General features: G+C 68.1%; 21 protein-coding genes. 14 read left to right on the plus strand and 7 right to left on the minus strand.

From position 1 onward, the window contains the following. The first annotated feature begins 260 nt into the window (after positions 1–260). Positions 261–695 carry a MaoC family dehydratase gene (locus LRA98_RS10360; protein ID WP_201169914.1) on the plus strand — a complete coding sequence of 145 codons (435 nt, stop codon included), beginning with the start codon at positions 261–263 and terminating at the stop codon, positions 693–695. Positions 696–720: 25 nt separating this feature from the next. On the opposite strand, the gene aroE is transcribed toward LRA98_RS10360, so the two are convergent. The 4 genes from aroE to hemB are packed head-to-tail and all read right to left on the minus strand — an operon-like array spanning position 721 to position 4530. Continuing rightward, positions 721–1533: a shikimate dehydrogenase gene (gene aroE / locus LRA98_RS10365; protein WP_238633430.1), complete on the minus strand. Its 813-nt coding sequence runs from the start codon at positions 1531–1533 to the stop codon at positions 721–723. 14 nt (positions 1534–1547) lie between these two features. Next, positions 1548–2798: an inorganic phosphate transporter gene (locus LRA98_RS10370; protein WP_201169910.1), complete on the minus strand. Its 1251-nt coding sequence runs from the start codon at positions 2796–2798 to the stop codon at positions 1548–1550. Between the two features lie 3 nt (positions 2799–2801). Beyond that, positions 2802–3476: a TIGR00153 family protein gene (locus LRA98_RS10375; RefSeq protein WP_201169907.1), complete on the minus strand. Its 675-nt coding sequence runs from the start codon at positions 3474–3476 to the stop codon at positions 2802–2804. Between the two features lie 4 nt (positions 3477–3480). Then, positions 3481–4530 carry a porphobilinogen synthase gene (gene hemB / locus LRA98_RS10380; RefSeq protein WP_238633429.1) on the minus strand — a complete coding sequence of 350 codons (1050 nt, stop codon included), beginning with the start codon at positions 4528–4530 and terminating at the stop codon, positions 3481–3483. A 164-nt stretch (positions 4531–4694) separates the two neighbouring features. Between hemB and LRA98_RS10385 the strand changes: the two genes are divergently transcribed. Beyond that, the gene (locus LRA98_RS10385; protein WP_238633428.1) at positions 4695–4940 is read left to right on the plus strand and encodes a hypothetical protein; all 246 of its coding nucleotides are present in this window, start codon (positions 4695–4697) and stop codon (positions 4938–4940) included. A 115-nt stretch (positions 4941–5055) separates the two neighbouring features. Here the strand turns inward: LRA98_RS10385 and LRA98_RS10390 are convergent, their stop codons facing one another. The 3 genes from LRA98_RS10390 to LRA98_RS10400 form a co-directional block, all read right to left on the minus strand. Beyond that, positions 5056–5943 (minus strand): phosphoribulokinase, encoded by an 888-nt coding sequence (locus LRA98_RS10390; protein ID WP_238633427.1) that lies wholly within the window; start codon positions 5941–5943, stop codon positions 5056–5058. A gap of 47 nt (positions 5944–5990) precedes the next feature. Continuing rightward, entirely contained in the window at positions 5991–6671 is a 681-nt protein-coding gene (gene rpe, locus LRA98_RS10395) for a ribulose-phosphate 3-epimerase (RefSeq protein ID WP_201242984.1), read from the minus strand. Between the two features lie 98 nt (positions 6672–6769). Then, complete coding sequence (locus LRA98_RS10400) at positions 6770–7726, minus strand: LysR family transcriptional regulator (protein ID WP_011813846.1); 957 nt, start codon at positions 7724–7726, stop codon at positions 6770–6772. A 198-nt stretch (positions 7727–7924) separates the two neighbouring features. Between LRA98_RS10400 and LRA98_RS10405 the strand changes: the two genes are divergently transcribed. The 12 genes from LRA98_RS10405 to lpdA all read left to right on the plus strand — a co-directional run bounded on the left by LRA98_RS10405 (position 7925) and on the right by lpdA (position 25770). Continuing rightward, complete coding sequence (locus LRA98_RS10405; protein ID WP_201242983.1) at positions 7925–9346, plus strand: form I ribulose bisphosphate carboxylase large subunit; 1422 nt, start codon at positions 7925–7927, stop codon at positions 9344–9346. 19 nt (positions 9347–9365) lie between these two features. Beyond that, complete coding sequence (locus LRA98_RS10410; RefSeq protein WP_201169891.1) at positions 9366–9725, plus strand: ribulose bisphosphate carboxylase small subunit; 360 nt, start codon at positions 9366–9368, stop codon at positions 9723–9725. Positions 9726–9857: 132 nt separating this feature from the next. Continuing rightward, entirely contained in the window at positions 9858–10664 is an 807-nt protein-coding gene (locus tag LRA98_RS10415) for a CbbQ/NirQ/NorQ/GpvN family protein (RefSeq protein ID WP_201169889.1), read from the plus strand. Between the two features lie 40 nt (positions 10665–10704). Further along, a complete protein-coding gene (locus LRA98_RS10420; protein ID WP_238633426.1) occupies positions 10705–13047 on the plus strand; it encodes a nitric oxide reductase activation protein NorD in 2343 nt (780 codons plus the stop codon). Between the two features lie 129 nt (positions 13048–13176). Further along, positions 13177–15183 (plus strand): transketolase, encoded by a 2007-nt coding sequence (gene tkt, locus LRA98_RS10425; protein WP_201169884.1) that lies wholly within the window; start codon positions 13177–13179, stop codon positions 15181–15183. A gap of 50 nt (positions 15184–15233) precedes the next feature. Continuing rightward, entirely contained in the window at positions 15234–16418 is a 1185-nt protein-coding gene (locus tag LRA98_RS10430; protein WP_238633425.1) for a phosphoglycerate kinase, read from the plus strand. A gap of 35 nt (positions 16419–16453) precedes the next feature. Continuing rightward, positions 16454–17887, plus strand: coding sequence for a pyruvate kinase (pyk, locus tag LRA98_RS10435; RefSeq protein WP_201169880.1), 1434 nt, complete (start codon positions 16454–16456; stop codon positions 17885–17887). 33 nt (positions 17888–17920) lie between these two features. Then, on the plus strand, positions 17921–18985 hold the full coding sequence (gene fba, locus LRA98_RS10440; RefSeq protein WP_201169878.1) for a class II fructose-bisphosphate aldolase: 1065 nt from the start codon (positions 17921–17923) through the stop codon (positions 18983–18985). Between the two features lie 76 nt (positions 18986–19061). Continuing rightward, positions 19062–19703 (plus strand): DUF502 domain-containing protein, encoded by a 642-nt coding sequence (locus tag LRA98_RS10445; RefSeq protein WP_201169876.1) that lies wholly within the window; start codon positions 19062–19064, stop codon positions 19701–19703. 137 nt (positions 19704–19840) lie between these two features. After that, positions 19841–22516: a pyruvate dehydrogenase (acetyl-transferring), homodimeric type gene (gene aceE / locus LRA98_RS10450; protein WP_201169874.1), complete on the plus strand. Its 2676-nt coding sequence runs from the start codon at positions 19841–19843 to the stop codon at positions 22514–22516. A 2-nt stretch (positions 22517–22518) separates the two neighbouring features. Then, entirely contained in the window at positions 22519–23901 is a 1383-nt protein-coding gene (gene aceF, locus LRA98_RS10455; RefSeq protein ID WP_238634184.1) for a dihydrolipoyllysine-residue acetyltransferase, read from the plus strand. 96 nt (positions 23902–23997) lie between these two features. Continuing rightward, a complete protein-coding gene (gene lpdA / locus LRA98_RS10460; RefSeq protein ID WP_238634183.1) occupies positions 23998–25770 on the plus strand; it encodes a dihydrolipoyl dehydrogenase in 1773 nt (590 codons plus the stop codon). The last annotated feature ends 14 nt before the right edge of the window (positions 25771–25784 follow it).

Here is a 25784-nt window from a genome sequence, read left to right on the forward strand (position 1 = left end):
GTCGCCTCTGGGATGCTGCGGGGTCGTTTTTTTCAGGGGGCGGCCGGCCCTCTGGGCGCGGTGCGCCGCCGGTGTCGATCACCCGCCGACAAAAGCGGGACGGTAGTATATGCACGAGCCCCCGTGGGCGCAAACGCCGATTGCCGGCGGTCCGGCACGGCGTCCCACTGGCCTTTTTGCACCCGCGCGTGTCAGAGTGACAACCCAGTCACCATCCGTATTTACCGCGTTCAACGACGGCGAGCGGGAGCAAGAAGCGCATGGTTCATGAGCTGCAGGGGTACTGCGTCGAGGATCTGGAGCCGGGGATGGCGGGATCCTACACGCGGACCGTCACCGAGGCCGACCTGGTCCTCTTCGCCGGCCTCTCCGGGGACAATAACCCCGTGCACATCAACGAGGAGTTTGCCTCGACGACCTTCGCCAAGGGGCGCATCGCCCACGGGCTGTTCCTCGGTGGGCTGATCTCCTGCGTCCTCGGCACCCGCATGCCGGGGCCGGGGGCCATTTACCTCGGTCAGCAGCTGCGCTTCCAGGCGCCGGTGCGCATCGGTGACACCGTGCGCGCCGAGGCCACAGTCATCGAGGTGGAGCGCGAGCGCCACCGCGTGCGCCTGGATACCCGCTGCTACGTGCGCAAGCGCACCGTGCTCACCGGTGAGGCCGAGGTCATGGTCAACAGCCGCGAGGCCTGAGCGGCCCCGCGCGTAGACAGGCGGTTCAGGCCCCGCCGCGCAGCGCCTCGATGACCGGAGCAGTCTGCGGGTAGGTGCCGCGCCAGAGATAGAACGATTCCGCTGCCTGCTCAACGAGCATGCCCAGACCGTCGCAGACCACGGCGGCGCCGCGCGCCCGTGCCCAGGCCATGAACGGCGTGTCGCCGTCGGCATAGACCAGGTCGTAGGCGGCGGCGCCGGGGGCGAGCAAGTCGTCGGGCAGGGGTGGCATCTCGCCCTGCAGCCCGGCGGCGGTGGTGTTCAGTACCACGTCAAAGGTATGCCCGTGCAGCGCTTCGAAGCCGCAACCGCGGATGCGCGTGTCGGCGGAGGCGAGGGCCTCGGCGCGACTCACCGTGCGGTTGGCGATGACCAGCGTCTGTGGCCCCTCGGCGAGCAGCTCGCTCAGGACCCCTCGGGCGGCGCCGCCGGCGCCGAGCAGGAGCAGGCGCCGGCCGGCCAGCTGGACCCCGTGATTGTCGCGCAGGTCGCGCAGCAGGCCGATACCGTCGGTGTTGTCGCCGAAGCGGCGACCGTCGGCCTCGGCGCGCAGGGTGTTCACGGCGCCGGCGGTTCGGGCCCGCTCGCTGAGGGTGTCGGCGAAGGCACAGGCTGCCTCCTTGAACGGCACGGTGACGTTGAGCCCGTGGCCGCCGCCGGCGAAGAACGCTTGCGCCACGGCGTCGAAGTGTTCCTCCGGGGCCCACAAGCGCTGGTAGAACAGGTCGGCCCCTACCTCCGCGGCGAAGCGGGCGTGGATTTGGGGTGATTTGCTGTGGGCAATGGGGTTGCCGATGACGGCGTAGTGATCGCTCATGAGTGCGTCCCGGATCAGCCGAAGCTCCAGTAGAGCAGGTAGAAGAAGACCACGGCGAGGATGCCGCCGGCGGGCAGGGTGACGAGCCACGACATGAACACCCCGGTCACCACCCGCAGGTCGATGGCGGCCAGTCCACGGGCCAGCCCGACGCCGAGCACGGCCCCGACCAGGGTGTGGGTGGTGGAGATGGGCAGGCCGATGCCCGAGGCGGTGACCACGGTCCCGGCGGTGGCCAGATTGCAGGCGAACCCCCGGCTCGGGGTCAGCTGGGTGATGTTCTTGCCGACGGTGGCGATGACGTGACGGCCGAGCATCAAAAGGCCGGCGACAATGCCCACGGCGCCGAGGACCAGTACCCACACCGGGACCGGGGCCTCGGGCTGGATCTCGCCGCTGGTCACGGTGGCGACCACCGCGGCCACCGGCCCGACGGCGTTGGCTACGTCGTTGGAGCCGTGGGCGAAGGCCATGGCGCAGGCGGTGATGATCATCAGTACGGCGAAGACCCGTTCGACGTTGCGGAACTGGTAGCGCCGGTGAGGGCGCTCGTCGAAGCGGGTGCGATGGATCGCCAGCTTGCCGGCCCAGGCCATGACCAGGCCGATGGCGAGCGACAGCAGGAGGTTGGTGGCGAAGCCCAGCTCCAGCCCGATGTGCTGCAGCCCACGGAAGAGGGTGATGACCGAGACGAAGAACCCGGTGAGGAAGATATAGAAGGGCACCCACTTCTTGGCCGCCTCCAGCGGATGGCGGCGGTCGAGGACCAGCATCTGCACTGAGCGGAACAGGGCGAAGCTGACCACCGCAGCGATCAGCGGCGAGGTGACCCAGCTGGCGGCCACCTGCCCGACGGCCGGCCAGTGGATGGCCCCCCAGCCCAGTCCGGCGATACCGAAGCCGACCAGGGCGCCGATGATCGAGTGCGTGGTGGAGACCGGCCAACCTCGCCAGGAGGCCACCAGCAGCCAGCAGCCAGCGGCGGCGAGGGCGGCGAGCATGCCGAAGACGAGGATCTCCTCCTCGCCGACCAGTGATGAGGTGTCGACGATGCCGCCGCGGACCGTGGCTGCCACCGCGCCGCCGGCGAGCACCGCGCCGGCGAACTCGAAGATGGCGGCGATCACCACCGCCTGGCGAATGGTCAGTGCCCGCGAGCCCACCGACGTGGCCATGGCGTTGGCCACGTCGTTGGCCCCGATGCCCCAGGCCATGAACAGTCCGAACGCAGCGGCGAGGGCCAGGTAGACGACGGCGTATTCCATGCCTCAGCGCGCGAGCAGGATCTGAAAGCGGGCGCCCGTCTGCTGGGCACGGTCGGCGAGGGTGCCGAGGGCCTCGATGATCTGGTAGAGGAACATGACATCCACCGGGTAGAGCTCGCGCTCGATCTCGAACAGCTGCGAGCGCAGCTGGACCTGCATGCGGTCGGTTTCGGCCTCTACGTCGTCGAGTTTGTCCAGCAGGCTCTCGACGATCTCCAGCTCCGCGCCGCGGAAGCCGGCCTCGACCAGCTCATCGAGCTCGCGTACCGAGGCCTTGGCCTGGCGGGCCGCCTCGATGCCCTGATCGAGCAGACCCAGGGTGGCCTCTTCCAGTGCCGCCGGCCACTGCATCTGGCGGCCGATCATCAGCCCGGCGATGTCCTTGCTCTTGTTGGCGATCCGATCCTGGGCGCGCAGCAGCTCGAGGAAGTCACGCCGGTCCCACGGCATGAACAGATCCGGCGGCAGGTGTGCGCGGATCTCCTTCTTCAGGCGGTCCGCCTCGTGCTCGTGCTGGACGATCTGGCGGTGGGCGTCGCGCATGCGCTGCACGTCGCCCGCCGCCGAGGCCCGGAAGAGTTCCGGCAGCACCTCCACGCAGTCGACCACCTCGGCCATGTGTTGCTGCAAAGGTGCGACCGGCGAGGAGCCGAAGATCCGGGCGAAGTAGCTCTTCAAGATCTCAGTCCTCTTCGCGCATCCACTGAGCCGCAGCCCGTGCGTGGTAGGTCAGGATGCCATCGGCGCCCGCCCGGCGCAGCGAGAGCAGCGCCTCGAGCACGCACTCGCGCTCGTCGAGCCAGCCGTTCTGGGCGGCTGCCTTGAGCATGGAGTACTCGCCGCTGACCTGGTAGGCGAAGGTCGGCACCCCGAATTCGTCCTTGATCCGCCGGATGACGTCCAGGTAGGGGAGGCCGGGTTTGACCATGAACATGTCGGCCCCCTCCTGCAGATCGAGGGCCACCTCGTGTAGGGCCTCGTCGCTGTTGCCCGGGTCCATCTGATAGCTGTCCTTGCCCGGTCCGGCCACGCCGCTGCCGAGGTTGTCCGAGGAGCCCACGGCATCGCGGAACGGACCGTAGTAGCAGGAGGCGTACTTGGCCGCGTAGGAGAGGATGCGCACATTGCGGTGGTCGTGGGACTCCAAGGCGCTGCGGATCGCCCCCACGCGGCCATCCATCATGTCGGAGGGGCCGACCACGTCGGCTCCGGCCTCGGCGTGGGAGAGCGCCTGGCGGACCAGGACCTCGACGGTCTCCTCGTTCATGACGTAGCCGGTTTCGTCGATCAGCCCGTCCTGGCCGTGACTGGTGAACGGGTCGAGGGCGACGTCGGTCATGACGCCCATCCCGGGGACCGCATCCTTGACCGCACGCACGGCGCGCTGGGCGATGCCGGTCGGGTTGTAGGCTTCGCGCGCGTCCTCGCTTTTCACTTCGGCGGGGGTCACCGGGAAGATGGCGATCAGCGGGATGCCGAGGGCGTGCAGCTCCCGCGCCTCCTGGACCAGTCGGTCGATGGTCATGCGCTCGACGCCGGGCATGGAGGGCACCGGCTCGGTGCGATCCTCGCCGTCGAGGACGAAGACCGGTTGGATCAGATCCTCCGGGCCGAGCCGAGTCTCCCGCATGAGTCGGCGGGAGAAGGCGTCGCGGCGCATCCGGCGCGGGCGCCGTAGGGGGTAGCCGCCATTGAACTGCGGTTGGGAGCTCCGTGTCACGACCGCCTCCATTGTTTCACGCTGCCGTTGAAGGCCTTGATTATGCCCGCTCCCCTGGCCTCGCCCAAGGGTGCGTCGGCGGGGAACTTGACGCAGCATGCCGGTGTCGGTGTGATTGAGGCGTGAACACGAGATTCACGTGGACGGATTTCAACACGCTTGGAGAGGAGAAGATCATGCGCAAGCTGGCAACCATCCTGGGGGTCCTGACCATCGCCGGCGGGCTGACGCTGGCGGGCTGCGGCGGCGGCGACGACTTCGAGGAGCTCGATGAGTTCGAGGAGATGCCGGAGGGCGATGAGCCGGCTCCGATGGACGAGGACGAGGCCTTTGACGACTTCGAGGACGACGACTTCGAAGACGACTTTGAGGACGACTTCGAGGATGACTTCGGCGACGAGGATCTCGAAGAGGAGTTCTGATCGGTGACAGCCCGCCCCGGGCGGGCCACACCAGAAACGAGAAAGGGGGCGTCACCCAGGGTGGCGCCCCCCTTTTTTTTCTTGTGGTGCGTGTTTGCCGTTGGTGCGCCGCCGTCTAGCGGGCTCCCTTGAGCTTGCGGCTGCGCTCGACGAACTCGTGGATGATCGGCGTCATGATCAGCTCCATGGCGAAGCCGGTCTTGCCGCCGGGGACCACCATGGTGTTCCGCCGCGACATGAAGGAGTCGGGGATCATGTTCAGCAGGTACGGGAAATCGATCCCGAAGCGCTCCGGCTGACGGAAGCGGATCACCGTAAAGGACTCATCCGGCGTCGGCACGTCCCGGGCGATAAACGGGTTCGAGGTATCCACCGTGGGTACGCGCTGGAAGTTGATGTCGGTCCGCGAGAACTGCGGCGTGACGTAGTTCACGTAGTCCGGCATGCGCCGCAGGATGGTGTCCACGGTCTTCTCGGCTGTGTAGCCGCGCTCGGCGCCGTCGCGATGGATCTTCTGGATCCACTCCAGGTTGACGATGGGCACCACGCCGACGAGCAGGTCCACGTGCTGCGCCACGTTGTGCTCCTCGGTCACGACGCCGCCGTGCAGCCCCTCGTAGAAGAGCAGATCGCTGTCCTGGCCGGCGTCCTCCCAGTCGGTGAACTCGCCGGGGCGCAGTCCGTAGGGTTCCGCCTCCTCATCGCTGTGAAGGTACCTGCGGCGTCGACAGATGCCCTCTTGGCCGTACCGGCGGAAGGAGTGCTCGAGCTCGTCGAAGACGTTGGCCTCCGGCCCGAAGTGGCTCAGGTTGCGCCCCTCCTCGGCGGCTCGGGCCAGCTGGTCGCGCATCTCCTGCCGGTTGAAGCGGTGGAAAGCGTCGCCCTCGATCACCACCGGGGTGACCTGTTCCCGGCGGAAGATGTGCTCGAAGGCGTTCTTGACGGTGCTGGTCCCTGCCCCGGAGGAGCCTGTGACCGCAATGATGGGATGCTTCTCGGACATGGCTTGATCCTCTTGCTCGCTGACTAGAAATTCCCTTGAACGCGAGCTCAACCGGCGCGGTGCGCAGCCTCGAGCTCCTTGCGCATATCGGCGATGGCCTGGCCGTAGTCTTCGGCCCCGAAGACCGCCGAGCCGGCCACGAAGGTGTCCGCGCCGGCCTCGGCCACCTGACGGATGTTCTCGGCCTTGATCCCGCCGTCGACCTGCAGGCGGGCGTCCGGGTTCAGCTCATCGATCAGTTGCCGCGCCTCGCGGATCTTGTCGATGGTCCCGGGGATGAACTTCTGCCCCCCGAAGCCGGGGTTGACCGACATCAGCAGCACCATGTCGACCTTATCGGCGACGTAGCGCAGGCAGTCGAGCGGCGTGGCCGGGTTGAAGACCAGGCCGGCCCGGCAGCCGTGCTCGCGGATCAGGCTCAGGGAGCGGTCGACGTGCTCGCTGGCCTCGGGGTGGAAGGTGATCCAGTCGGCCCCGGCCGCGGCGAAATCGGGGATGATCCGGTCCACCGGCTTGATCATCAGATGCACGTCAATGGGCGCAGTGATGCCGTGATCGCGCAGCGCCTGGCAGACCAGCGGGCCGATGGTCAGATTGGGGACATAGTGGTTGTCCATGACATCGAAGTGGATGGCATCGGCGCCGGCCCGGAGAACGGCGTTGACCTCATCGCCCAGGCGGGCGAAATCGGCGGACAGGATGGACGGTGCGATCCACGGCTTGTTCATGGGTACTCCTCCCGGCTTGAACCCAGGGCGCCCCGGCAAGCTAAGCCCGGGGCGCCCCGCGGGGAACTAAGGATTGATGATTATTGGAATAAACGGGCTCACGGAACGGCCTGCAGCGGCGGTTCCTGCGGGGGCGCAACCCCTGGCGTCTCCGGGACCTGCCAGTGCCGGTGGGCCTCGTCGAGGATGAACTGACGGAACGCCTCCGCCGCCGGCGAGAGGCGCTTGCCCGAGCGGTGGACCAGGTACCACTGCCGCTCCAGAGGGAAGCCCTCGACGTTGAGCACCCGCAGCCGGCCCAACTCGAGCTCCAGGGCTACGGTGTGGATGGAGACGACGCCGAGCCCGAGTCCGGCCTGTACCGACTGCTTGATGGCCTCGTTGGAACTCATTTCGAGCCCGCCGCGCAGGTTCATGCCGCGTTCCTCGAGCACGCGCTGGACCGCGTTGCGGGTGCCCGAGCCCTGCTCGCGCAGCACGAAGAGCTCGTCCTGCAGGCGTTCGAGTGGGATCGGCGAGCCGTCTGCCAGTGGGTGGTCCGGCGCGGCGATGATCACCAGCGGATTCGGCATGAAGGCCTCGGCGGCGACATCCAGCCCCTCCGGCGGGCGACCCATGACCGCCAGGTCCATCTCGTTGTCCTGAATGCGGCGGATCACCCCCTCCCGGTTGGTGACCTCTAGCTGGAACGTCACCCCGGGCTGTCGCCGGGTGAAGGCGGCGAGCAGGTCGGTGGCGAAGTAGTTGGCGGTCGAGGCCACCGTCAGTCGCAGTCGGCCGCTGTTCAGCCCGCGCAGGGCTTCGAGGCCGTCGGCGAGCTCGCGCAGTTCGGCGGAGATGCGCTGGGCATAGCGCCGCACCTCCTCGCCGGCCTCGGTGAGGTAGATTCGTTTACCGATCTGCTCGAACAGGGGCAGTCCGACCTGCTGCTCGAGCTGCTTGATCTGCATGGAGACCGCCGGCTGCGTGAGATACAGCTCCTCGGCGGCACGGGTGAAGCTGAGATGTCGGGCTACAGACTCGAACACCTGTAGCTGCCGTAGTGTGATGTTCATCCTCCTGGGCCTCCCCCAATGCTTGTTAATAATGGAAAACTTATCCAAGCACCAAAAACAATTTCTTTTTCTTCTTGAACTGCAAGGCTATGCTGTCTGGAGACATGCCGCAAGGGGCAGCCACAAGAACCGGTGCTGCTCATCAAAGCCCCGGGGCGTGTTTGGACTTACGAGCAGAAACGCTTGAGGAGAGGATCGATGGCTAGCAAGACGTACACCGCGGGCGTCAAGGAGTATCGGGAGACCTACTGGGAGCCCGATTACAAGATCAAGGATAGCGACCTTCTGGCCGTGTTCAAGGTGACGCCGCAGCCCGGCGTGGACCGCGAGGAGGCGGCCGCCGCCGTCGCCGCCGAGTCCTCCACCGGGACCTGGACCACGGTCTGGACCGACCTGCTCACCGACCTGGAACACTACAAGGGTCGCGCCTACAAGGTCGAGGACGTGCCGGGCGACGACGAGGCCTTCTACGCCTTCATCGCCTACCCCATCGACCTCTTCGAAGAGGGCTCGATCGTCAACGTCTTCACCTCGCTGGTGGGCAACGTCTTCGGCTTCAAGGCCGTGCGCGCCCTGCGCCTGGAGGACGTGCGCTTCCCGCTGCACTTCGTGATGACCTGCCCCGGGCCGCCGAACGGCATCCAGGTCGAGCGGGACAAGATGAACAAGTACGGCCGGCCGCTGCTCGGCTGCACCATCAAGCCCAAGCTCGGCCTCTCGGCCAAGAACTACGGCCGCGCGGTCTACGAGTGCCTGCGCGGCGGTCTCGACTTCACCAAGGACGACGAGAACGTCAACTCCCAGCCCTTCATGCGCTGGCGCGACCGCTTCGAGTTCGTCATGGAGGCGATCCAGAAGGCCGAGGAGGAAACCGGCGAGCGCAAGGGCCACTACCTCAACGTCACCGCCCCGACGCCGGAGGAGATGTACAAGCGTGCCGAGTTTGCCAAGGAGATCGGCGCGCCGATCATCATGCACGACTACATCACCGCCGGCTTCTGTGCCCACCAGGGCCTGGCCAACTGGTGCCGCGACAACGGCATGCTGCTGCACATCCACCGCGCCATGCACGCGGTGCTCGACCGCAACCCGAACCACGGCATCCACTTCCGGGTGCTGACCAAGATCCTGCGCCTGATGGGCGGCGACCAGCTGCACACCGGAACGGTGGTCGGCAAGCTCGAGGGTGACCGCCAGTCGACGCTGGGCTGGATCGACCTGCTGCGCAAGCCTTACATCGAGGAGGACCGCTCCCGCGGCCTGTTCTTCGATCAGGAGTGGGGCGCGATGCCGGGCGCCTTCGCCGTCGCTTCCGGCGGGATCCACGTCTGGCACATGCCGGCTCTGTTGTCGATCTTCGGTGACGATGCGGTCTTCCAGTTCGGCGGCGGTACGCTGGGCCATCCCTGGGGCAATGCCGCCGGCGCCGCGGCCAACCGCGTGGCCCTGGAGGCCTGCGTCAAGGCCCGCAACGAGGGCCGCGAGCTCGAGAAGGAGGGCAAGGAGATCCTCACCGAGGCCGCCAAGAGCAGCCCCGAGCTGAAGGCCGCCATGGAGACGTGGAAGGAGATCAAGTTCGAGTTCGACACCGTGGACAAGCTGGACACGGCGCACCGGTAAAGGGGAAGGAGACTGAGCAATGAGTGAGATCCAGGATTACAAGTCCAAGCTGTCCGATCCGAACAGCCGTCGCTTCGAGACCTTCTCCTACCTGCCGGAGATGAGCGACGCGGACGTCCGCAAGCAGGTCCAGTACATCGTCGACCAGGGTTGGAACCCGGCCATCGAGCACACCGAGCCGGAGAACGCCTTCGACCACTACTGGTACATGTGGAAGCTGCCGATGTTCGGCGAGACCGACGTGGACGCTATCCTCAAAGAGGCCGAGGCGTGCCACAAGGAGCACCCGGAGCACCACGTGCGCCTCATTGGCTACGACAACTACCGGCAGACGCAGGGCACCGCGATGGTGATCTATCGGGGTCCCATCGACGCCTAGTGGCCGGGGTGTGCCCGGCGATCGCCGCCCGCGCCGGGCGGTGGTCGCCGGGACCGCACCGCTGCTTTTCGAATGGTGGCCGGGATCGCCCCCGTCGCCATTCGAAAAGCCAGTACCCGAGCGGAGGGGCCGATGACCGAGCACGATGTGGACCAGTATCGCGTCACTGAAGCGCCGTACTACCGGCCGGTCAGTGACGAGGTCGATCTCTACCAGGCCGCCTACCAGGCCCGCATGCCGGTGATGCTCAAGGGGCCGACCGGCTGCGGCAAGTCTCGTTTCGTCGAGTACATGGCCTGGCAGCTGCAGCGTCCCCTGGTTACGGTGGCCTGCAACGAGGATATGACCGCCGCCGACCTGGTGGGCCGCTACCTGCTCGACGCCAATGGCACCCGCTGGCAGGACGGGCCGCTGACCACCGCGGCGCGGATCGGCGCCATCTGCTACCTCGACGAGGTGGTCGAGGCGCGTCAGGACACCACCGTGGTGATCCACCCCCTGACCGACCACCGGCGCACCCTGCCGCTCGAGAAGAAGGGCGAGCTGGTGCACGCCCACCCGGACTTCCACCTGGTGATCTCCTACAACCCCGGCTATCAGTCGCTGATGAAGGACCTCAAGCAGTCCACCAAGCAGCGTTTCGGCGCCCTCGACTTCGACTACCCGGAGGCCGCGGCCGAGGCGGAGATCGTCGCCCACGAGACCGGCGTCGACAGCGATATCGCCGACAAGCTGGTGCAGATCGCCCACCGCGCCCGCAACCTCAAGGGCCACGGGCTGGATGAAGGGATCTCCACGCGTCTGCTGGTCTACGCCGGCAACCTGATCGCCAAGGGCATCGAGCCGCGCTCAGCCTGCACCATGTCGCTGGTGCGCCCCCTGACCGACGATCCGGACATGCGCGAGACGCTGGATCAGGCGGTGGCGACCTACTTCTGAACGACCGGGTGATCACCCGGGGGCAGTGCGGGGGATTGCGATGACGGTGCGCCTCGAGGACTACCGTGAGACCCTGGTGGCGGCGGATCCGCGGATCGCCGAGACGCTGGAGGCGAGCTTCGCCGAGGCGTCGCGGGTGATGTCGCCACGGGGGCTGCACAACTACCTGGAAGGGGCCCGGGCCCTGGCCGAGCTGGGCCGCGGCGCCGACCTGGTCATCTGCTACCTGGAGGCGATGCCTGCGGTGGCCAAGGAAGTGGGCGAGGACGTGCTCACCGAGGTGGTCACTGCCGCCATGAAGCTCTCCTCGATGGTCAGCGGCCAGGTGATTGCCCTGCTGCTGGCCGGCTTACCCACTGCCGCGCGACGGCTCGGCGATCCGGAGCTGCTGCGCCAGTTCCTGAACCTCGTCCACCAGCTTTCGGCCAAGGCTCCGCGCGGCCTGCGGCCGATGCTCGAGAACCTCGACGAGCTCTTCTCCAAGCTCACCCTGGGCGGGTTCCGGCGCTGGGCGCTGTGGGGCGCCCAGGCCCACGCCCGCGATTTCGAGCAGCAGCGCGCCTACTTCGGCCTGCAGAGTGCCGACAGTCAGGCGATGCTCCAGCAGGAGCGCCGCGGCACGCTGCTGGTGGATAACCAGCGCAAGCTCAACTTCTACCTGCGTGCGCTCTGGGCCCGGGACTTCTTCATGCGGCCGACCTCCGGGGACTTCGAGACCCGCGAGGGGTACAAGCCGTTCATCGAGCAGCGGGTGATCCATCTGCCCGACGCTTACGACGACTACCACGGGCTGCCGGGCAAGGACCTCTATCGGGCCGCGGCCGCCCACGCGGCCGCGCACCTGGTCCATACCATCGAGCCGCTCTCGCCCGAGATGCTTAATCCGGCGCAGATGGCCGTCATCGGCCTGATCGAGGACGCCCGGGTCGAGGCGCTGGCCATCGACGAGTTTCCGGGGCTGCAGCGGCTGTGGCTGCCTTTCCACCGGGCCCGGGCCGCCGAGCGCGAGGCGGAGCTGGATCCGGTGGTCGAGCGCCTGGAGCGGGCTGCCCACGCCCTGCTTGACCCGGAGTACGCCGACGACGACCCCTGGGTCCAGCAGGTGCGCGAGATCTTCCACTACCACTTCGCCGATCGCCCCCGGGACGTGGGGCTGTCGTGGGAGCTGGGCATGGAGCTGCACAATAGCCTGGCGCAGCGCTACCCCATGCCCTCGGCCCGCGTCCTGCAGCGGATGGCCGTCCCTTACCGCGACGACAACCGCTACCTCTTCGCCAGCGATGAGGAGGAGTGGCTCGATGCGGAGTACATCCCGGCCAGCCACCGGCAGGTGCGCCGCCAGGTCAACCTGATGGAGTTCGTCAACGAGGTTGACTGCGAACTCGCCGGCGACGACGCGCAGGAGGTCTGGGTCCTCGGGACGGAGCTCTTCCCCTACGAGGACTTCGGGGTCAGCTACAACGAGATGGAAGGGGTGGAGCCGGCCAGCCCGCCGTTCCATTACCCGGAGTGGGATTACCAGGTCCAGCTCAATCGCCCCGACTGGGTCACGGTGGTCGAGCGCCGTCCGAAACGCGGCGACCCCGAGGTCATGGACCAGGTCCTCAAAGACTACCGGCCGGTGGCCAGCCGCCTGCGCTACCTCGTCGACGCCTTGCAGCCCCAGGGGGTGATCCGCGAGCGCCGACAGGAGGACGGCGACGAGCTGGATATCGACGCCGCCGTGCGCTCCATGGTCGACCTGCGCCTGGGCATGAGCCCCGATCCGCGCATCAACACCCGCTACATCCGTAAGACCCGGGATCTGTCGGTGCTGCTTCTGCTCGATCTCTCCGAGTCCACCAACGACGCTATGGGCGGCAGCGAGAAGACCGTCATCGAGCTGACCCGCGAGGCCACCTCGCTGCTCGGCTGGGCCATCAACGGCATCGGTGACCCCTTCGCCGTCCACGGCTTCTCCTCGGACGGTCGGCACGACGTCCAGTACTACCGGTTCAAGGACTTCCATCAGCCGTGGAGCGAGGAAGCGAAGTCCCGCCTGGCTGGGATGCGCGGGCAGTACTCGACCCGCATGGGCGCGGCAATGCGCCACGCCGGGGCCCACTTGGTGCGTCAACCGCAGCGGCGCAAGCTGTTATTGATCGTCACCGACGGAGAGCCGCACGACGTCGACGTGCGGGATCCGCAGTACCTGCGCCACGACGCCCGCAAGGCTGCCGAGGAGCTGTCCGCCCGAGGGGTGACCAGCTACTGCCTGACCCTGGATCGGGACGCGGACGCCTACGTGTCACGGATCTTCGGGGCCAACGGCTACTCGGTGGTCGAGCACGTGGAGCGCCTGCCGGAGCGCCTGCCGGCGGTGTTCGCCCAGCTGACCCGGTAGCCGCTTATTCGGACGATCAGGAGGGTTTGCTTTTGCTGATCGTTCGCGATCCGTAAAGTTTCGGGGCAGTATGGCGGCATGCTCGACCCGAGCCGCAGCAGAACAATATTCCATTGAGGGAGGTAGAACATGGCGTCGACCGAACTGAGCCGACGAGAGCTCGCCAACGGCATTCGCGCCCTGGCCATGGACGCTGTCCAAAAGGCCAACTCCGGTCACCCGGGGGCACCGATGGGTATGGCGGACATCGCCGAGGTGCTGTGGCGGGACTACATGCGCCATGCGCCCCAGCGGCCGGGCTGGTTCGACCGCGATCGTTTCGTCCTCTCCAATGGTCACGGGTCGATGCTGCAGTATGCGCTGCTCCATCTGACCGGCTACGACCTCACCACCGACGACCTCAAGAACTTCCGCCAGCTGCACTCCCGGACCCCGGGGCACCCGGAGTACGGCTACACGCCGGGCGTGGAGACCACCACCGGGCCGCTGGGCCAGGGGCTGGCGAACAGCGTTGGCCTGGCGCTGGCCGAGCGGATGCTGGCGGCGCGCTTCAACCGCCCGGGCCACGAGATCATCGATCACTACACCTACGTCTTCATGGGCGACGGCTGCCTGATGGAGGGGGTCTCCCATGAGGCGTGCTCGCTGGCCGGCACCCTGGGGCTGGGCAAGCTGATTGCCTTCTACGACGACAACAGCATCTCCATCGACGGCAACGTCGAGGGCTGGTACACGGAGGATGTCCGCAAGCGTTTCGAGGCCTACGGCTGGCAGGTGATCGGCCCGGTGGATGGTCACGACGGCGAGGCCGTGCGGCAGGCCATCGAGCAGGCGCGCGCTGATACCAGCCGCCCGACGCTGATCGACTGCAAGACGGTGATCGGCTTCGGTGCGCCCAATCAGTGCGGCACCGCTGGCGTGCACGGTGCCCCCTTGGGCGAAGAGGAGATCGCCGCCTGCCGCAAGCAGCTGGGCTGGGAGCACGGCCCGTTCGAGATCCCCGAAGCCCATTACAAGGCGTGGGATGCGCGTGCTGGTGGCGAGCAGCTGCTCCAGGAGTGGGGCGAGCGCCTCGAGGCGTACCGCAAGGAACACCCCGAGCTGGCCGACGAGCTGGAGCGGCGGATGCGCGGTGAGTTGCCGGGCAACTGGCAGGAGCTGGTTGCCGAGGGCCTGGAGAAGTTCGCCGGCGGCAAGAAGGACGCCACCCGCAAGTCTTCCCAGGCGGTGCTCGGTCACTTCGGGCCGCAACTGCCCGAGCTGCTCGGCGGTTCCGCCGACCTGACAGGCTCGAACAACACCTGGTGGGACGGTTGCTCGACGGTCAGCCAGGAGCAGCCCGACGGCAACTACGTCTTTTACGGCGTGCGCGAGTTCGGGATGACCGCCATCATGAACGGCATCGCCCTGCACGGCGGGTTCATCCCCTACGGCGGTACCTTCCTGATCTTCTCCGACTACGCCCGCAACGCCGTGCGTATGGCGGCGCTGATGAAGCAGCGGGTGGTGATGGTCTACACCCACGACTCCATCGGCCTCGGCGAGGACGGACCCACGCACCAGCCTGTCGAGCAGCTGGCCAGTCTGCGCCTGATCCCCAACCTGCACGTTTGGCGTCCGTGTGACGCCCAGGAGACTGCAGCGGCCTGGGCGGCGGCCATCGCCCGCGAGGACGGACCGAGCGTGCTGGCACTGTCGCGCCAGGGCATGGAGCCGCAGCAGCGCAGCGGCGACCAAGCCCGGTCCATCGCCCGCGGTGGCTATGTCCTCAAGGAGGCCGGCTCCGGCAAGCCCGAGCTGGTCATCCTGGCCACCGGCTCCGAGGTGGATCTGGCCATGGCGGCCCGGGACCGTCTCGAGGGCGAGGGGCGCAGCGTTCGCGTGGTCTCCATGCCCTGTGTCGAGGCGTTCTGCGCGCAGGACGAGGCCTACCGTCAGCAGGTGCTGCCCGGTGATGTACCGCGGGTGGCCGTCGAGGCCGGTGCCACCGGCCTGTGGCAGGGCTGGGTCGGTCAGTGCGGCCTCGTAGTCGGCCTCGACACCTTCGGCGAATCGGCGCCGGGGCCGGAACTCTACGAGCACTTCGGCCTGACCGCGGACAGCGTGGCTGATGCGGGCCGGCGGGTCCTCGGCTGAGGGCCCCCGCCCGCGGGCGCAGAACCAGAATCGACTAGAGGAGAGTGGCCGTGAAAGCGAAGCGCATGACCGATCTCGACCTGGCGGGCAAGCGGGTGCTCATCCGCGAGGACCTGAACGTCCCGATCAAGGAGGGCCAGGTCGCCGACGATACCCGCGTGCGCGCTGCCGCCGAGAGCATCCGCCAGGCCATGCAGGCCGGTGGCCGGGTGCTGGTGATGTCCCACCTCGGGCGGCCCAAGGAGGGTGAATACGACGCCGAGGCCTCGATGGCCCCGGTGGCCCGCCGTCTGGGCGAGATCCTCGGCTGCGAGGTGCCGGTGGTGCGTGAATGGCTCGATGGCGTCGACGTTGCCGAGGGCGGCGTCGCGCTGGCGGAGAACGTGCGCTTTCAGCCCGGCGAGACCAAGGACGACGAGGATCTGGCCCGACGCATGGCGGCACTGTGCGATGTCTTCGTCATGGATGCCTTCGGCACCGCGCACCGTGCCCAGGCCTCCACCCACGGCGTGGCCCGTTTCGCGCCCGAGGCGTGTGCCGGTCCGCTGCTCGCCGCCGAGCTGGAGGCCCTGGGCAAGGCGCTGGACAACCCGGCCCGGCCGATGATCGCCATCGTCGGCGGCTCCAAGGTCTCCGGTAAGGTGCAGGTGCTGGAGGCGCTCACTCACAAGGTGGATCAGCTCATTGTCGGCGGCGGGATCGCCAACACCTTCATTGCCGCGGCGGGATACTCCGTCGGCAAGTCCCTCTATGAGGCTGACTTCGTCGAAACCGCCAAGCGCCTGATGCAAGAGGCCCGCGCCAAGGGTGGCGAGATCCCGATCCCCGAGGATGTGATCACCGCCAGGGAGTTCTCCGCGGACGCCGAGGCCAGCGTCCACCCGGTGGAGGCCGTGCCCGACGACGAGATGATCCTCGATGTCGGGCCGAAGACCCGTGCCCGCTACGACGGCATGCTGCGCAATGCCGGTACGGTGGTCTGGAACGGCCCGGTGGGCGTGTTCGAGATGGCGCGCTTCGCCGGCGGTACCGAGGCACTGGCCGAGGCCATTGCCGCCAGTGACGGCTTCTCGATCGCCGGCGGCGGTGACACCCTGGCCGCCGTGGAGCAGTTCGGCATCACCGAGCGGGTCTCCTACATCTCCACCGGCGGTGGCGCCTTCCTCGAGTTCCTCGAGGGTCGCGAGCTGCCCGGTGTTGCGGCCCTCGAGCAGCACGCGGCGGCGCATTCGTGATCGACGCGGTACTCAGTCAGGGAGCCGGTGGCGTGATGCCCCGCAGAACCAAGATCTTGGCGACCCTCGGGCCGGCGACGGACCGGCCCGAGGGCCTGGAGGCCGTCCTCGCCGCCGGGGTGGATGTGGTGCGCATCAACCTCTCCCACGGCGAGGCCAGCGACCACCGCCAGCGGGTCGAGGCCGTGCGCGCCTGGGGCGAGGCCCATGGTCGCCGTGTCGGGGTGCTGGTGGATCTGCAGGGGCCGAAGATCCGCATCGAGCGCTTTCGCAATGGCCCGATCCAGCTGCGCCGCGGCGACCCCTTTATCCTCGATCCCGCCGTGGATCCGGATGCCGGGGACCACACCCGCGTCGGGGTCGCCTACCGGGCCCTGCCGGATGACCTGCATCCCGGCGACGAACTGCTGCTCGACGACGGCCGCCTGGTGGTCCGGGTCGAGCGCATCGAGGGGACCGCCGTCCACACCACCGTGCAGGTTGGCGGTGAACTCAGCGATCGCAAGGGCATCAACCGCCGCGGTGGCGGGCTCTCCGCACCGGCGCTCACCGACAAGGACCGGGTCGATATCGTTACGGCCGCCGAGTTGGCCGCCGATTACGTGGCGGTCTCGTTCCCGCGGTGCGCCGACGACATCCACGAGGCCCGGCGGCTGCTCACCGAGGCCGGTGGGCGCTCCGGGATCGTGGCCAAGATCGAGCGCGCCGAGGCGCTGGACGCCGCCGAGGAGATCATGGATGCCGCCGATGCCATCATGGTCGCCCGCGGCGATCTCGGCGTGGAGATCGGCGATGCTGCGTTGCCCGAGGTCCAGAAGCAGCTCATCCAGACCGCCCGGGCTCGCAACCGGGTGGCCATCACGGCGACGCAGATGATGGAGTCGATGATCGACAACCCCATCCCGACGCGGGCCGAGGTCTTCGACGTGGCCAACGCCGTGCGGGACGGCACCGACGCCGTGATGCTATCGGCCGAAACCGCCACCGGCTCGTTCCCGGCCGAGACGGTGGCCGCCATGGACCGGGTCTGTCGGGCGGCCGAGCGCAGTCGCACGGTGACGGTTTCCCACCACCGGCTGGACGAGCACTTCACACAGGTCGACGAGACGGTGGCCATGGCGGCGATGTACGCCGCCAACCACTTTTCCATCAAGGCGCTGATCGCCATCACCGAATCCGGGGGAACGGCCTCGTGGATGTCGCGGATCAGCTCGGGGCTGCCGATCTACGTCCTGACCCGCCACCCGGAGACCCGGGGGCGGGTGACCCTCTACCGCGGCGTCTATCCGCTGGAGTTCGATGCCGAGCAGGAGGACCTCAACGCCCTCAAGAGCCGGCTACTGGCGCGCCTCTCCCGTCAGGGACTGGTCAACCAGGGCGACTACGTCCTGGTCACCCACGGCGAGGAGCTCGGTGCCGCGGGCGGTACGAACACGTTGCGCATCGTCTGCGTGGACGATTATCTCTAGAGTGAATGCACAGATAGCGGAGGAGTCGAGACTATGGCGATGATCACCCTGCGACAGCTGCTGGATCATGCAGCCGAGCACGGCTACGGCATGCCGGCGTTCAACGCCAACAATATGGAGCAGCTCCACGCCATCATGGAGGCGGCCAAGGAGTGCGATAGCCCGGCTATCGTCCAGGCGTCCGCCGGGGCCCGCAAGTACGCCGGCGTCCCCTTCTATCGGCACCTGATGGAGGCCGCCGTGGAGTCCTATCCGGACGTCCCGCTGGTGGTCCACCTGGACCACGGTGCCAACCCCGGTGCCTGCATGCGCGCCATCCAGTCCGGGTTCACCTCGGTGATGATGGACGGCTCGCTGAAGGAAGATGGCAAGACCCCCGCCGACTATGACTACAACGCCGGAGTGACCCGCCGCGCTGCCGAGATGGCGCATGCCGGCGGTGTCTCGGTCGAGGGCGAGATCGGCGTGCTCGGCTCCCTCGAAACCGGTGAGGCCGGCAAGGAGGACGGCGTCGGGGCCGAGGGCAAGATGGACAAGGACAAACTGCTCACCGACCCGGAGGAGGCGGCGCAGTTCGTCCGCGATACCCATGTCGACGCCCTCGCCATCGCCTGCGGCACCAGCCACGGCGCCTACAAGTTCACCCGTCCGCCCACGGGCGACATCCTGGCCATCAGCCGGATCAAGGAGATCCACCAGCGCCTGCCGGACACCCACCTGGTCATGCACGGCAGCTCCCAGGTGCCGCAGGAGTGGCTGGAGCTGATCAACCAGTTCGGCGGTGAGATCCCCGAGACCTACGGCGTACCGGTCGAGGAGGTCCAAGAGGGCATCCGCAACGGGGTGCGCAAGGTCAACATCGATACCGACCTGCGCCTGGCCTCCACCGGCGCGGTGCGCAAGCACCTGGCCGAGAACCCGTCCAACTTCGACCCGCGCAAGTTCCTGAAGGCCTCCACCGAGGCTATGAAGGAGATTTGCAAGGCCCGCTACGAGGCCTTCGGCTCGGCGGGGATGGCGTCCAAGATCAAGCCGGTCCCCCTCGAGACCATGGTCGAGCGTTACGAGTCCGGCGAGCTCGCCCCCAAGGTGAGCTGAACCGGGAGCTGTCCCCAGAGCCTTGGGGGGGGGGGGCCCCCCCCCCCCCCCGCCAAAGCCAGCGGGGAGCAATACCATGCGCAGGATTAGCGGTATTTTCCTCAAGGGGCTGCTGGCGGTTCTGCCGGCGGTCGTCACCCTCTATCTTCTCTACTGGCTGATCATGACCGCCGAGCGGGCGCTCGGGAGCGTCGTGCAGCTGATCATCCCCGAGACCTGGTATCACCCCGGCCTGGGCGTGGCCCTGGCACTGGCCGGCATCTTCGCCATCGGCGTCCTCCTCAACTTCTACCTTCTGCGCCGCCTGTGGGAGTGGTTCGAGCAGATCCTCCTGCAGCTGCCGGTGGTCAAGACCATCTACGGGGCGGTGCAGGACCTGACCGGGTTTGTCTCCCGGGCCGAGGAGCTGGGCGACCAGGTGGTCACGGTGCCGCTGCCCGGTAGCGATTACCGGGTGCTCGGCGTGGTGACGCGCAGGCAGTGGGCGGGGGTGGCCGAAGGGCTCGGTGACGAGCACACCATCGCCGTCTACACCCCCATGAGTTACCAGGTGGGTGGCTACACGCTGCTGGTTCCGGCCTCGGTGGTTGAGCCCGTCGATATGAGTGTCGAGGACGCCATGCGCTTTGCGGTCACCGCGGGGATGTCGACGCGCAAGAGCGCCTCGCTCGACGAGCTGCTCGAGGAACCGCCCGAGGGAGCGGAGAGGCAGCCGTGACCTAGCGACGACAAGAACAACAAAGCTCGCCCGTCTGCGGGGATCCCCCGGGGGCCCACAAGGCCGCCGGGTGCGGGACGGCCACCCGCCGTGTCGCGCCCCGTGGGTCCCGGCGACTCTTAACCAGGAGGTGGACCATGAAATCGATACCCGAGTTGCGCGACGATCCGGATCCGGAGGAGATCCAGGAGTGGCTCGACGCCCTGGATGCGGTGATCGAGCACGAGGGGCCCGAGCGGGCGCAGCAGATCCTCGAGCACCTGGTCAGCAAGGGCCGGCGCCGGCTCGGCCATCTGCCCTTCAAGGCCACCACCGGCTACATCAACACCATCCCCCGGCACCTCGAGGTGCGCCCGCCGGAGTACACCGATCACCACCTGGAGTGGCGTATCCGGGCGCTGGTGCGCTGGAACGCCATCGCCATGGTGGTTGCCGCCAACCGTGAGCACGACGGCATCGGCGGGCACATCGCCAGCTACGCCTCGGCCTGCACCCTCTACGAGGTCGGCTTCAACCACTTCTGGCGGGCGCCCAACGAGGAGCAGGACGGCGATCTGGTCTTCCTCCAGGGGCACTCCGCGCCGGGGATCTACGCCCGCGCCTTCCTCGAGGGGCGGCTCAGCGCCGAGCAGCTGGCCGGTTTTCGTCAGGACGTCGACGGCGACGGCATCAGCTCCTATCCCCACCCTTGGCTGATGCCCAACTTCTGGCAGTTCCCCACCGTCTCCATGGGCCTCGGCCCGATCCAGGCGGTGCAGCAGGCGCGCATGATGAAGTACCTGCACCACCGCGGGATCGAGGACACCGCAGACCGCAAGGTCTGGTGCTTCATGGGCGACGGCGAGATGGACGAGCCGGAGTCGATGGGCTCGATCGGCCTGGCCGCCCGCGAGCAGCTCGACAACCTGATCTTCGTGGTCAACTGCAACCTGCAGCGCCTCGACGGTCCGGTGCGCGGCAACGGCAAGATCATCCAGGAGCTCGAGGGCGAGTTCCGCGGTGCCGGCTGGAACGTGATCAAGGTGATCTGGGGCTCGCGCTGGGATCCGCTGCTCGAACTCGATCACGAGGGGCTCCTGCAGCAGCGCATGGAGGAGGCCGTCGACGGCGAGTACCAGGCGTTCAAGGCGCGCGGCGGTGATTACACGCGCAAGCACTTCTTCGCCAAGTACCCGGAGTTGGAGAAGATGGTCGCCGGCATGTCCGACTACGACATCTACCGGCTCAACCGCGGTGGTCACGACCCGCACAAGGTCTACGCGGCCTACCACGCCGCGGTGAACCATACCGGGCAGCCGACCGTGATCCTGGCCAAGACCGTCAAGGGCTACGGCATGGGCGAGGCCGGCGAGGGGCAGAACATCACCCACCAGCAGAAGAAGATGGGTGAGAACGCCCTGCGCCGGTTCCGCGACCACTACGAGATCCCCATCCCCGACGAGCAGCTCAAGGAGACGCCCTTCTACAAGCCCGATGACGACGCCCCGGAGATGCGCTACCTCCACGAGCGTAGGCAGGCCCTGGGCGGCTACATGCCGGTGCGCTACGAGCGGGCGCCGGCGCTCGAGGTCCCGCAGCTCTCCGCCTTCGACGCGCTGCTCAAGGACAGCGGCGAGCGGGAGCTGTCCACCACCATGGCCTTCGTGCGCGCGCTGACGGTGTTAACCCGCGACAAGCAGATCGGCCAGCGGGTGGTGCCCATCATCCCCGACGAGGCGCGCACCTTTGGGATGGAGGGGCTGTTCCGTCAGCTCGGCATCTACTCCAACGTGGGGCAGCTCTACGAGCCCGAGGACGCCGATCAGCTGATGTCCTACCGCGAGGCGCAGACCGGGCAGATCCTCGAGGAGGGGCTGGATGAGGCCGGTGCCATGTCCTCGTGGATGGCGGCGGCCACGGCCTACGCCAACCACGGCGTCAACATGATCCCCTTCTACATCTTCTACTCCATGTTCGGCTTCCAGCGGGTGGGGGACCTGTGCTGGGCCGCCGGGGATATCCAGGCCCGGGGTTTCCTGATTGGTGGCACCGCCGGCCGGACCACCCTCAACGGCGAGGGGCTGCAGCACCAGGACGGCCACAGCCACGTCCTCGCCTCGACCATCCCCAACTGCGTCTCCTACGACCCGGCCTTCGACTACGAGCTGGCGGTGATCGTCCAGGACGGGCTGCGCCGGATGTACGCCGAGCAGGAGAACTGCTTCTACTACCTGACCGTCTACAACGAAAACCACACCCATCCGGCGATGCCCGAGGGGGCCGAGGAGGGCATCCGCCGCGGCATGTACCTCTTCCGCGCCGGCCCCAAGAAGAAGGGGCCGCGGGTGCAGCTGATGGGCTCGGGGAGCATCTTCCGCGAGGTGATCGCCGCCGCGGAGCTGCTCGCTGGCGATTTCGGCGTCCATGCCGATATCTGGAGCTGCCCCTCGTTCACCGAGCTGGCCCGCGACGGCATGGCCTGCGCCCGGGGCAACCGCCTCCACCCGGAGTCCGAGCGTCGGCAGTCGTACCTGCAGGCGTGCCTGGAGGGCTACAGTGGCCCGGCCATTGCCGCCACCGACTACATGCGCGCCTACCCGGATCAGATCCGTCCCTACATCGGACGCAAGTTCTGGTCCCTGGGGACCGATGGCTTCGGCCGCTCGGATACCCGCGAGAAGCTGCGGCGCTTCTTCGAGGTGGATCGCTACCACATCGCCGCGGCAGCCCTCTACGCCCTGGCCGATGAGGGCGAGATCGAGGCCGGGAAGGTCAGCGAGGCCATCGGCAAGTACCAGCTGGCGGCGGATGCCCCGAACCCGTGGGAGGTGTGACCGTGGCGGAACAGGAGCTCAAGGTACCGGATATCGGCGGCTTCGAGGCCGTGGAGGTGATCGAGGTCCTGGTCGCGCCCGGGGACCGGATCGAGCCGGAGCAGTCGCTGATCACCCTCGAGTCCGACAAGGCAAGCATGGAGGTGCCGGCGGAGGTCGGGGGCGAGATCCGGGCGGTGCACATCGCCGTCGGTGATATGGTCTCCGAGGGGAGTGTGATCGCCACCGTCGACACGGCCGCCGCCGATGCCGCATCCGGGCCGGCTGAGCCGGCGGCACCGGCCGAGGCCCCGGCCGCTGAGGGCGCCCCGGCCGAGGAAACGGCCGAATCGTCCGGAAGCGAGAAGCCGGCTGGCGGATCAGCGCCGGTGGCCCCCGCGCCCGCCCCGGCGGGCAGCGGCACAGGCCCCGCCGCGTCCAGCGGCGGGCAGCCGCCGATCGATCGCGACGGCCACCGCGCCGCCCACGCCAGCCCTTCGGTTCGTCGCTACGCCCGCGAGCTCGGCGTCGACCTCGGGCGCGTCAGCGGCAGCGGACGCAAGGGGCGTATTCGGCGCGAGGACGTGGAGGCCTACGTCAAGCGCGTGATGCAGGGCCAGGAGGTCCCGCCAACGGGTGCCGCCGCCGGCGCCCCGGCCGGCGAAGGGGCCGGGATCCCGCCGATCCCCGAGCAGGACTTCAGTCGTTTCGGCGAGGTGGAGCGGGTGGCGTTGACCCGCATTCAGCGGCTCTCGGGGCCGCACCTGCACCGCAGCTGGCTGAATGTCCCCCACGTCACACAGTTCGATGAAGCCGACATCACCGAGATGGAGGCCTTCCGCCAGTCGTTGAAGAAGGAGGCCGAGGCCCGGGGCGTGAAGCTCACCCCGCTGGCCTTCCTGGTCAAGGCGGCCACCGCGGCCCTCGCCGAGTACCCGCGTTTCAACGCCAGCCTCTCGGCGGACGGGCAGGAGCTGATCATCAAGCACTACTGCCATATCGGCGTGGCCGTCGACACCCCCGAGGGGCTGGTGGTCCCGGTCCTGCGCGACGCCGATCAGAAAGGTGTGCTGCAGATCGCCGAGGACCTCGGCGCCCTCTCGGCCAAGGCCCGCGACGGCAAGCTCTCTCCGGCGGACATGCAGGGAGGCTGTTTCTCCATCTCGAGCCTCGGTGGCATCGGTGGTACGGCGTTCACGCCCATCGTCAACGCCCCGGAGGTGGCGATCCTCGGCGTCTCCAAGTCGGAGACCCGGCCGGTGTGGGATGGGCAGGCCTTCCAACCGCGGCTGATGCTCCCGTTGTCGCTCTCCTACGACCACCGCGTCATTGACGGCGCCATGGCCGCCCGGTTCACCACCTACCTGAGCCAGGTCCTCGGCGACCTGCGCCGGCTGGTGCTGTAAGGGGCGCCCAGCGGGCGGGGGCGGCCGCCGGCCGCCCCCGCGCAAACCAGCGCCGGCGTGCTGCGCCGGCGGACTCGGCAAGGATTGGAGCACGGCATGGCTGAGCAACAGGTCAAGGTACCGGATATCGGCGGCTTCGAGGCCGTGGAGGTCATCGAGGTGCTGGTCGGACCGGGGGATCGGGTCGCGTCCGAGCAATCACTGATCACCCTGGAATCCGACAAGGCGAGCATGGAGGTCCCCGCATCCGCGGCCGGGGTGGTGCGTGAGGTGCACGTGGCGGTGGGCGATACGGTCTCCGAGGGGTCTCCGATCCTGACCCTCCAGGCGGAAGAGGCCGCCGGCGGTGATCCGGCTGCCGGCGAGGGCGCGGCCGGTGGGGTCGCCACCGGGGCACCCGCCGAGCAGACCCCGGCGGACGAAGGGGTGGCCGCGGCCGCCACCGATGCCCCGCAGGAGGCGGACTGCGACCTGGTCGTCCTCGGCGCGGGGCCGGGGGGGTACAGTGCCGCCTTCCGGGCCGCCGACCTGGGGCTGAAGGTGATGCTGGTGGATCGGTACCCGGTCCTCGGCGGCGTCTGCCTGAACGTCGGCTGCATCCCCTCCAAGGCGCTGCTCCACGCCGCCAAGGTGGTGGACGAGGCGGATCAGTTCGCCGCCCACGGAATCGCCTTCGGTAAGCCGAAGATCGATCTGGAGCGGCTCAACGACTGGAAGCGCGGCATCATCAAGCAGCTGACCCAGGGGCTGGCCGGCATCGCCAAACAGCGCAAGGTTGAGGTGGTCACCGGCGAGGCGACCTTCGCCGATGCCCACCACCTGCGGGTGGCCGGTGAGGAGGGAACGCGGACCATCAGTTTCCGGCACTGCATCATCGCCGCCGGGTCGCGGCCGGCGATCCCGCCGTCGCTGGCCGTGGACGACCCGCGGGTGATGGACTCCACCGGTGCCCTCAAGCTCGAGGAGATCCCCGAGCGATTGCTGGTGGTTGGCGGCGGGATCATCGGCCTGGAGATGGCCTCGGTCTACTCCGGGCTGGGCAGCAAGGTGACGGTGGTCGAACTCTCCGACCGGCTCATGCCCGGGGCCGACCCGGATCTGGTCAAGGTCCTGCGCAAGCGCCTGGCCAAGCGCTGCGAGGCGATCCACCTCAACACGGAGGTGACCGGGGTCAAGGCGAACAAGAAGTCGCTGACGGTCACCCTGAGCGGTGCGGATGCCCCGGAGAGTGACCGCTTCGATCGCGTCTTGGTGGCGGTGGGCCGCCGTCCGAACAGCGACAGCATCGGCCTTGAGGCCGCCGGACTGACGCCGCGCGATGACGGCTGCCTGAGCGTGGACGAGCACATGCGCACCGCAGTGCCGCACATCCACGCCATCGGCGATATCGTCGGCCAGCCCATGCTGGCCCACAAGGCGGTGCACGAGGGCAAGATCGCCGCCGAGGTGATCGCTGGGGAGAAGAGCGCCTGGGACGCCCGGGCCATCCCCTCGGTGGCCTACACCGATCCGGAGGTCGCCTGGGTGGGGGTGACCGAGGAGCAGGCGAAGGCCAAGGGGATCGCCTACGAGAAGGGGGCCTTCCCGTGGGCGGCCAACGGTCGCGCGCTGTCGCTCGATGCCAGCGATGGCGTCTCCAAGATCCTCTTCGATGCGGACACTGGGCGGGTGATCGGCGGCGGCATCGTGGGCCCCGGTGCCGGCGATCTGATCGGCGAGATCGGCCTGGCCCTGGAGATGGGGGCGGATGCCCACGACATCGGTCTGACCGTCCATCCCCACCCGACCCTCTCCGAGACGGTGGCCATGGCGGCGGAGATGGCCAGCGGCAGCATCACCGATCTGCTGCCGCCGAAAAAGCGCAAGTAGCCGCCGCTCGTCGC

It is taken from the genome of Halorhodospira sp. M38 (assembly GCF_022227985.1).
GTDB classification, from domain to species: domain Bacteria; phylum Pseudomonadota; class Gammaproteobacteria; order Nitrococcales; family Halorhodospiraceae; genus Halorhodospira; species Halorhodospira halophila_A.

What these genes read in the sequence shown, in the direction of transcription:
- LRA98_RS10405 (WP_201242983.1), top strand. Translation starts at nt 7,925, where the DNA reads ATGGCTAGCAAGACGTACACCGCGGGCGTCAAGGAGTATCGGGAGACC.
- LRA98_RS10415 (WP_201169889.1), top strand. Translation starts at nt 9,858, where the DNA reads ATGACCGAGCACGATGTGGACCAGTATCGCGTCACTGAAGCGCCGTAC.
- aceE (WP_201169874.1), top strand. Translation starts at nt 19,841, where the DNA reads ATGAAATCGATACCCGAGTTGCGCGACGATCCGGATCCGGAGGAGATC.
- rpe (WP_201242984.1), bottom strand. Translation starts at nt 6,671, where the DNA reads ATGAACAAGCCGTGGATCGCACCGTCCATCCTGTCCGCCGATTTCGCC.
- aroE (WP_238633430.1), bottom strand. Translation starts at nt 1,533, where the DNA reads ATGAGCGATCACTACGCCGTCATCGGCAACCCCATTGCCCACAGCAAA.
- hemB (WP_238633429.1), bottom strand. Translation starts at nt 4,530, where the DNA reads ATGGAGGCGGTCGTGACACGGAGCTCCCAACCGCAGTTCAATGGCGGC.
- LRA98_RS10360 (WP_201169914.1), top strand. Translation starts at nt 261, where the DNA reads ATGGTTCATGAGCTGCAGGGGTACTGCGTCGAGGATCTGGAGCCGGGG.
- LRA98_RS10370 (WP_201169910.1), bottom strand. Translation starts at nt 2,798, where the DNA reads ATGGAATACGCCGTCGTCTACCTGGCCCTCGCCGCTGCGTTCGGACTG.
- LRA98_RS10445 (WP_201169876.1), top strand. Translation starts at nt 19,062, where the DNA reads ATGCGCAGGATTAGCGGTATTTTCCTCAAGGGGCTGCTGGCGGTTCTG.
- LRA98_RS10385 (WP_238633428.1), top strand. Translation starts at nt 4,695, where the DNA reads ATGCGCAAGCTGGCAACCATCCTGGGGGTCCTGACCATCGCCGGCGGG.
- LRA98_RS10390 (WP_238633427.1), bottom strand. Translation starts at nt 5,943, where the DNA reads ATGTCCGAGAAGCATCCCATCATTGCGGTCACAGGCTCCTCCGGGGCA.
- lpdA (WP_238634183.1), top strand. Translation starts at nt 23,998, where the DNA reads ATGGCTGAGCAACAGGTCAAGGTACCGGATATCGGCGGCTTCGAGGCC.
- LRA98_RS10420 (WP_238633426.1), top strand. Translation starts at nt 10,705, where the DNA reads ATGACGGTGCGCCTCGAGGACTACCGTGAGACCCTGGTGGCGGCGGAT.
- LRA98_RS10410 (WP_201169891.1), top strand. Translation starts at nt 9,366, where the DNA reads ATGAGTGAGATCCAGGATTACAAGTCCAAGCTGTCCGATCCGAACAGC.
- tkt (WP_201169884.1), top strand. Translation starts at nt 13,177, where the DNA reads ATGGCGTCGACCGAACTGAGCCGACGAGAGCTCGCCAACGGCATTCGC.
- fba (WP_201169878.1), top strand. Translation starts at nt 17,921, where the DNA reads ATGGCGATGATCACCCTGCGACAGCTGCTGGATCATGCAGCCGAGCAC.
- pyk (WP_201169880.1), top strand. Translation starts at nt 16,454, where the DNA reads ATGCCCCGCAGAACCAAGATCTTGGCGACCCTCGGGCCGGCGACGGAC.
- LRA98_RS10400 (WP_011813846.1), bottom strand. Translation starts at nt 7,726, where the DNA reads ATGAACATCACACTACGGCAGCTACAGGTGTTCGAGTCTGTAGCCCGA.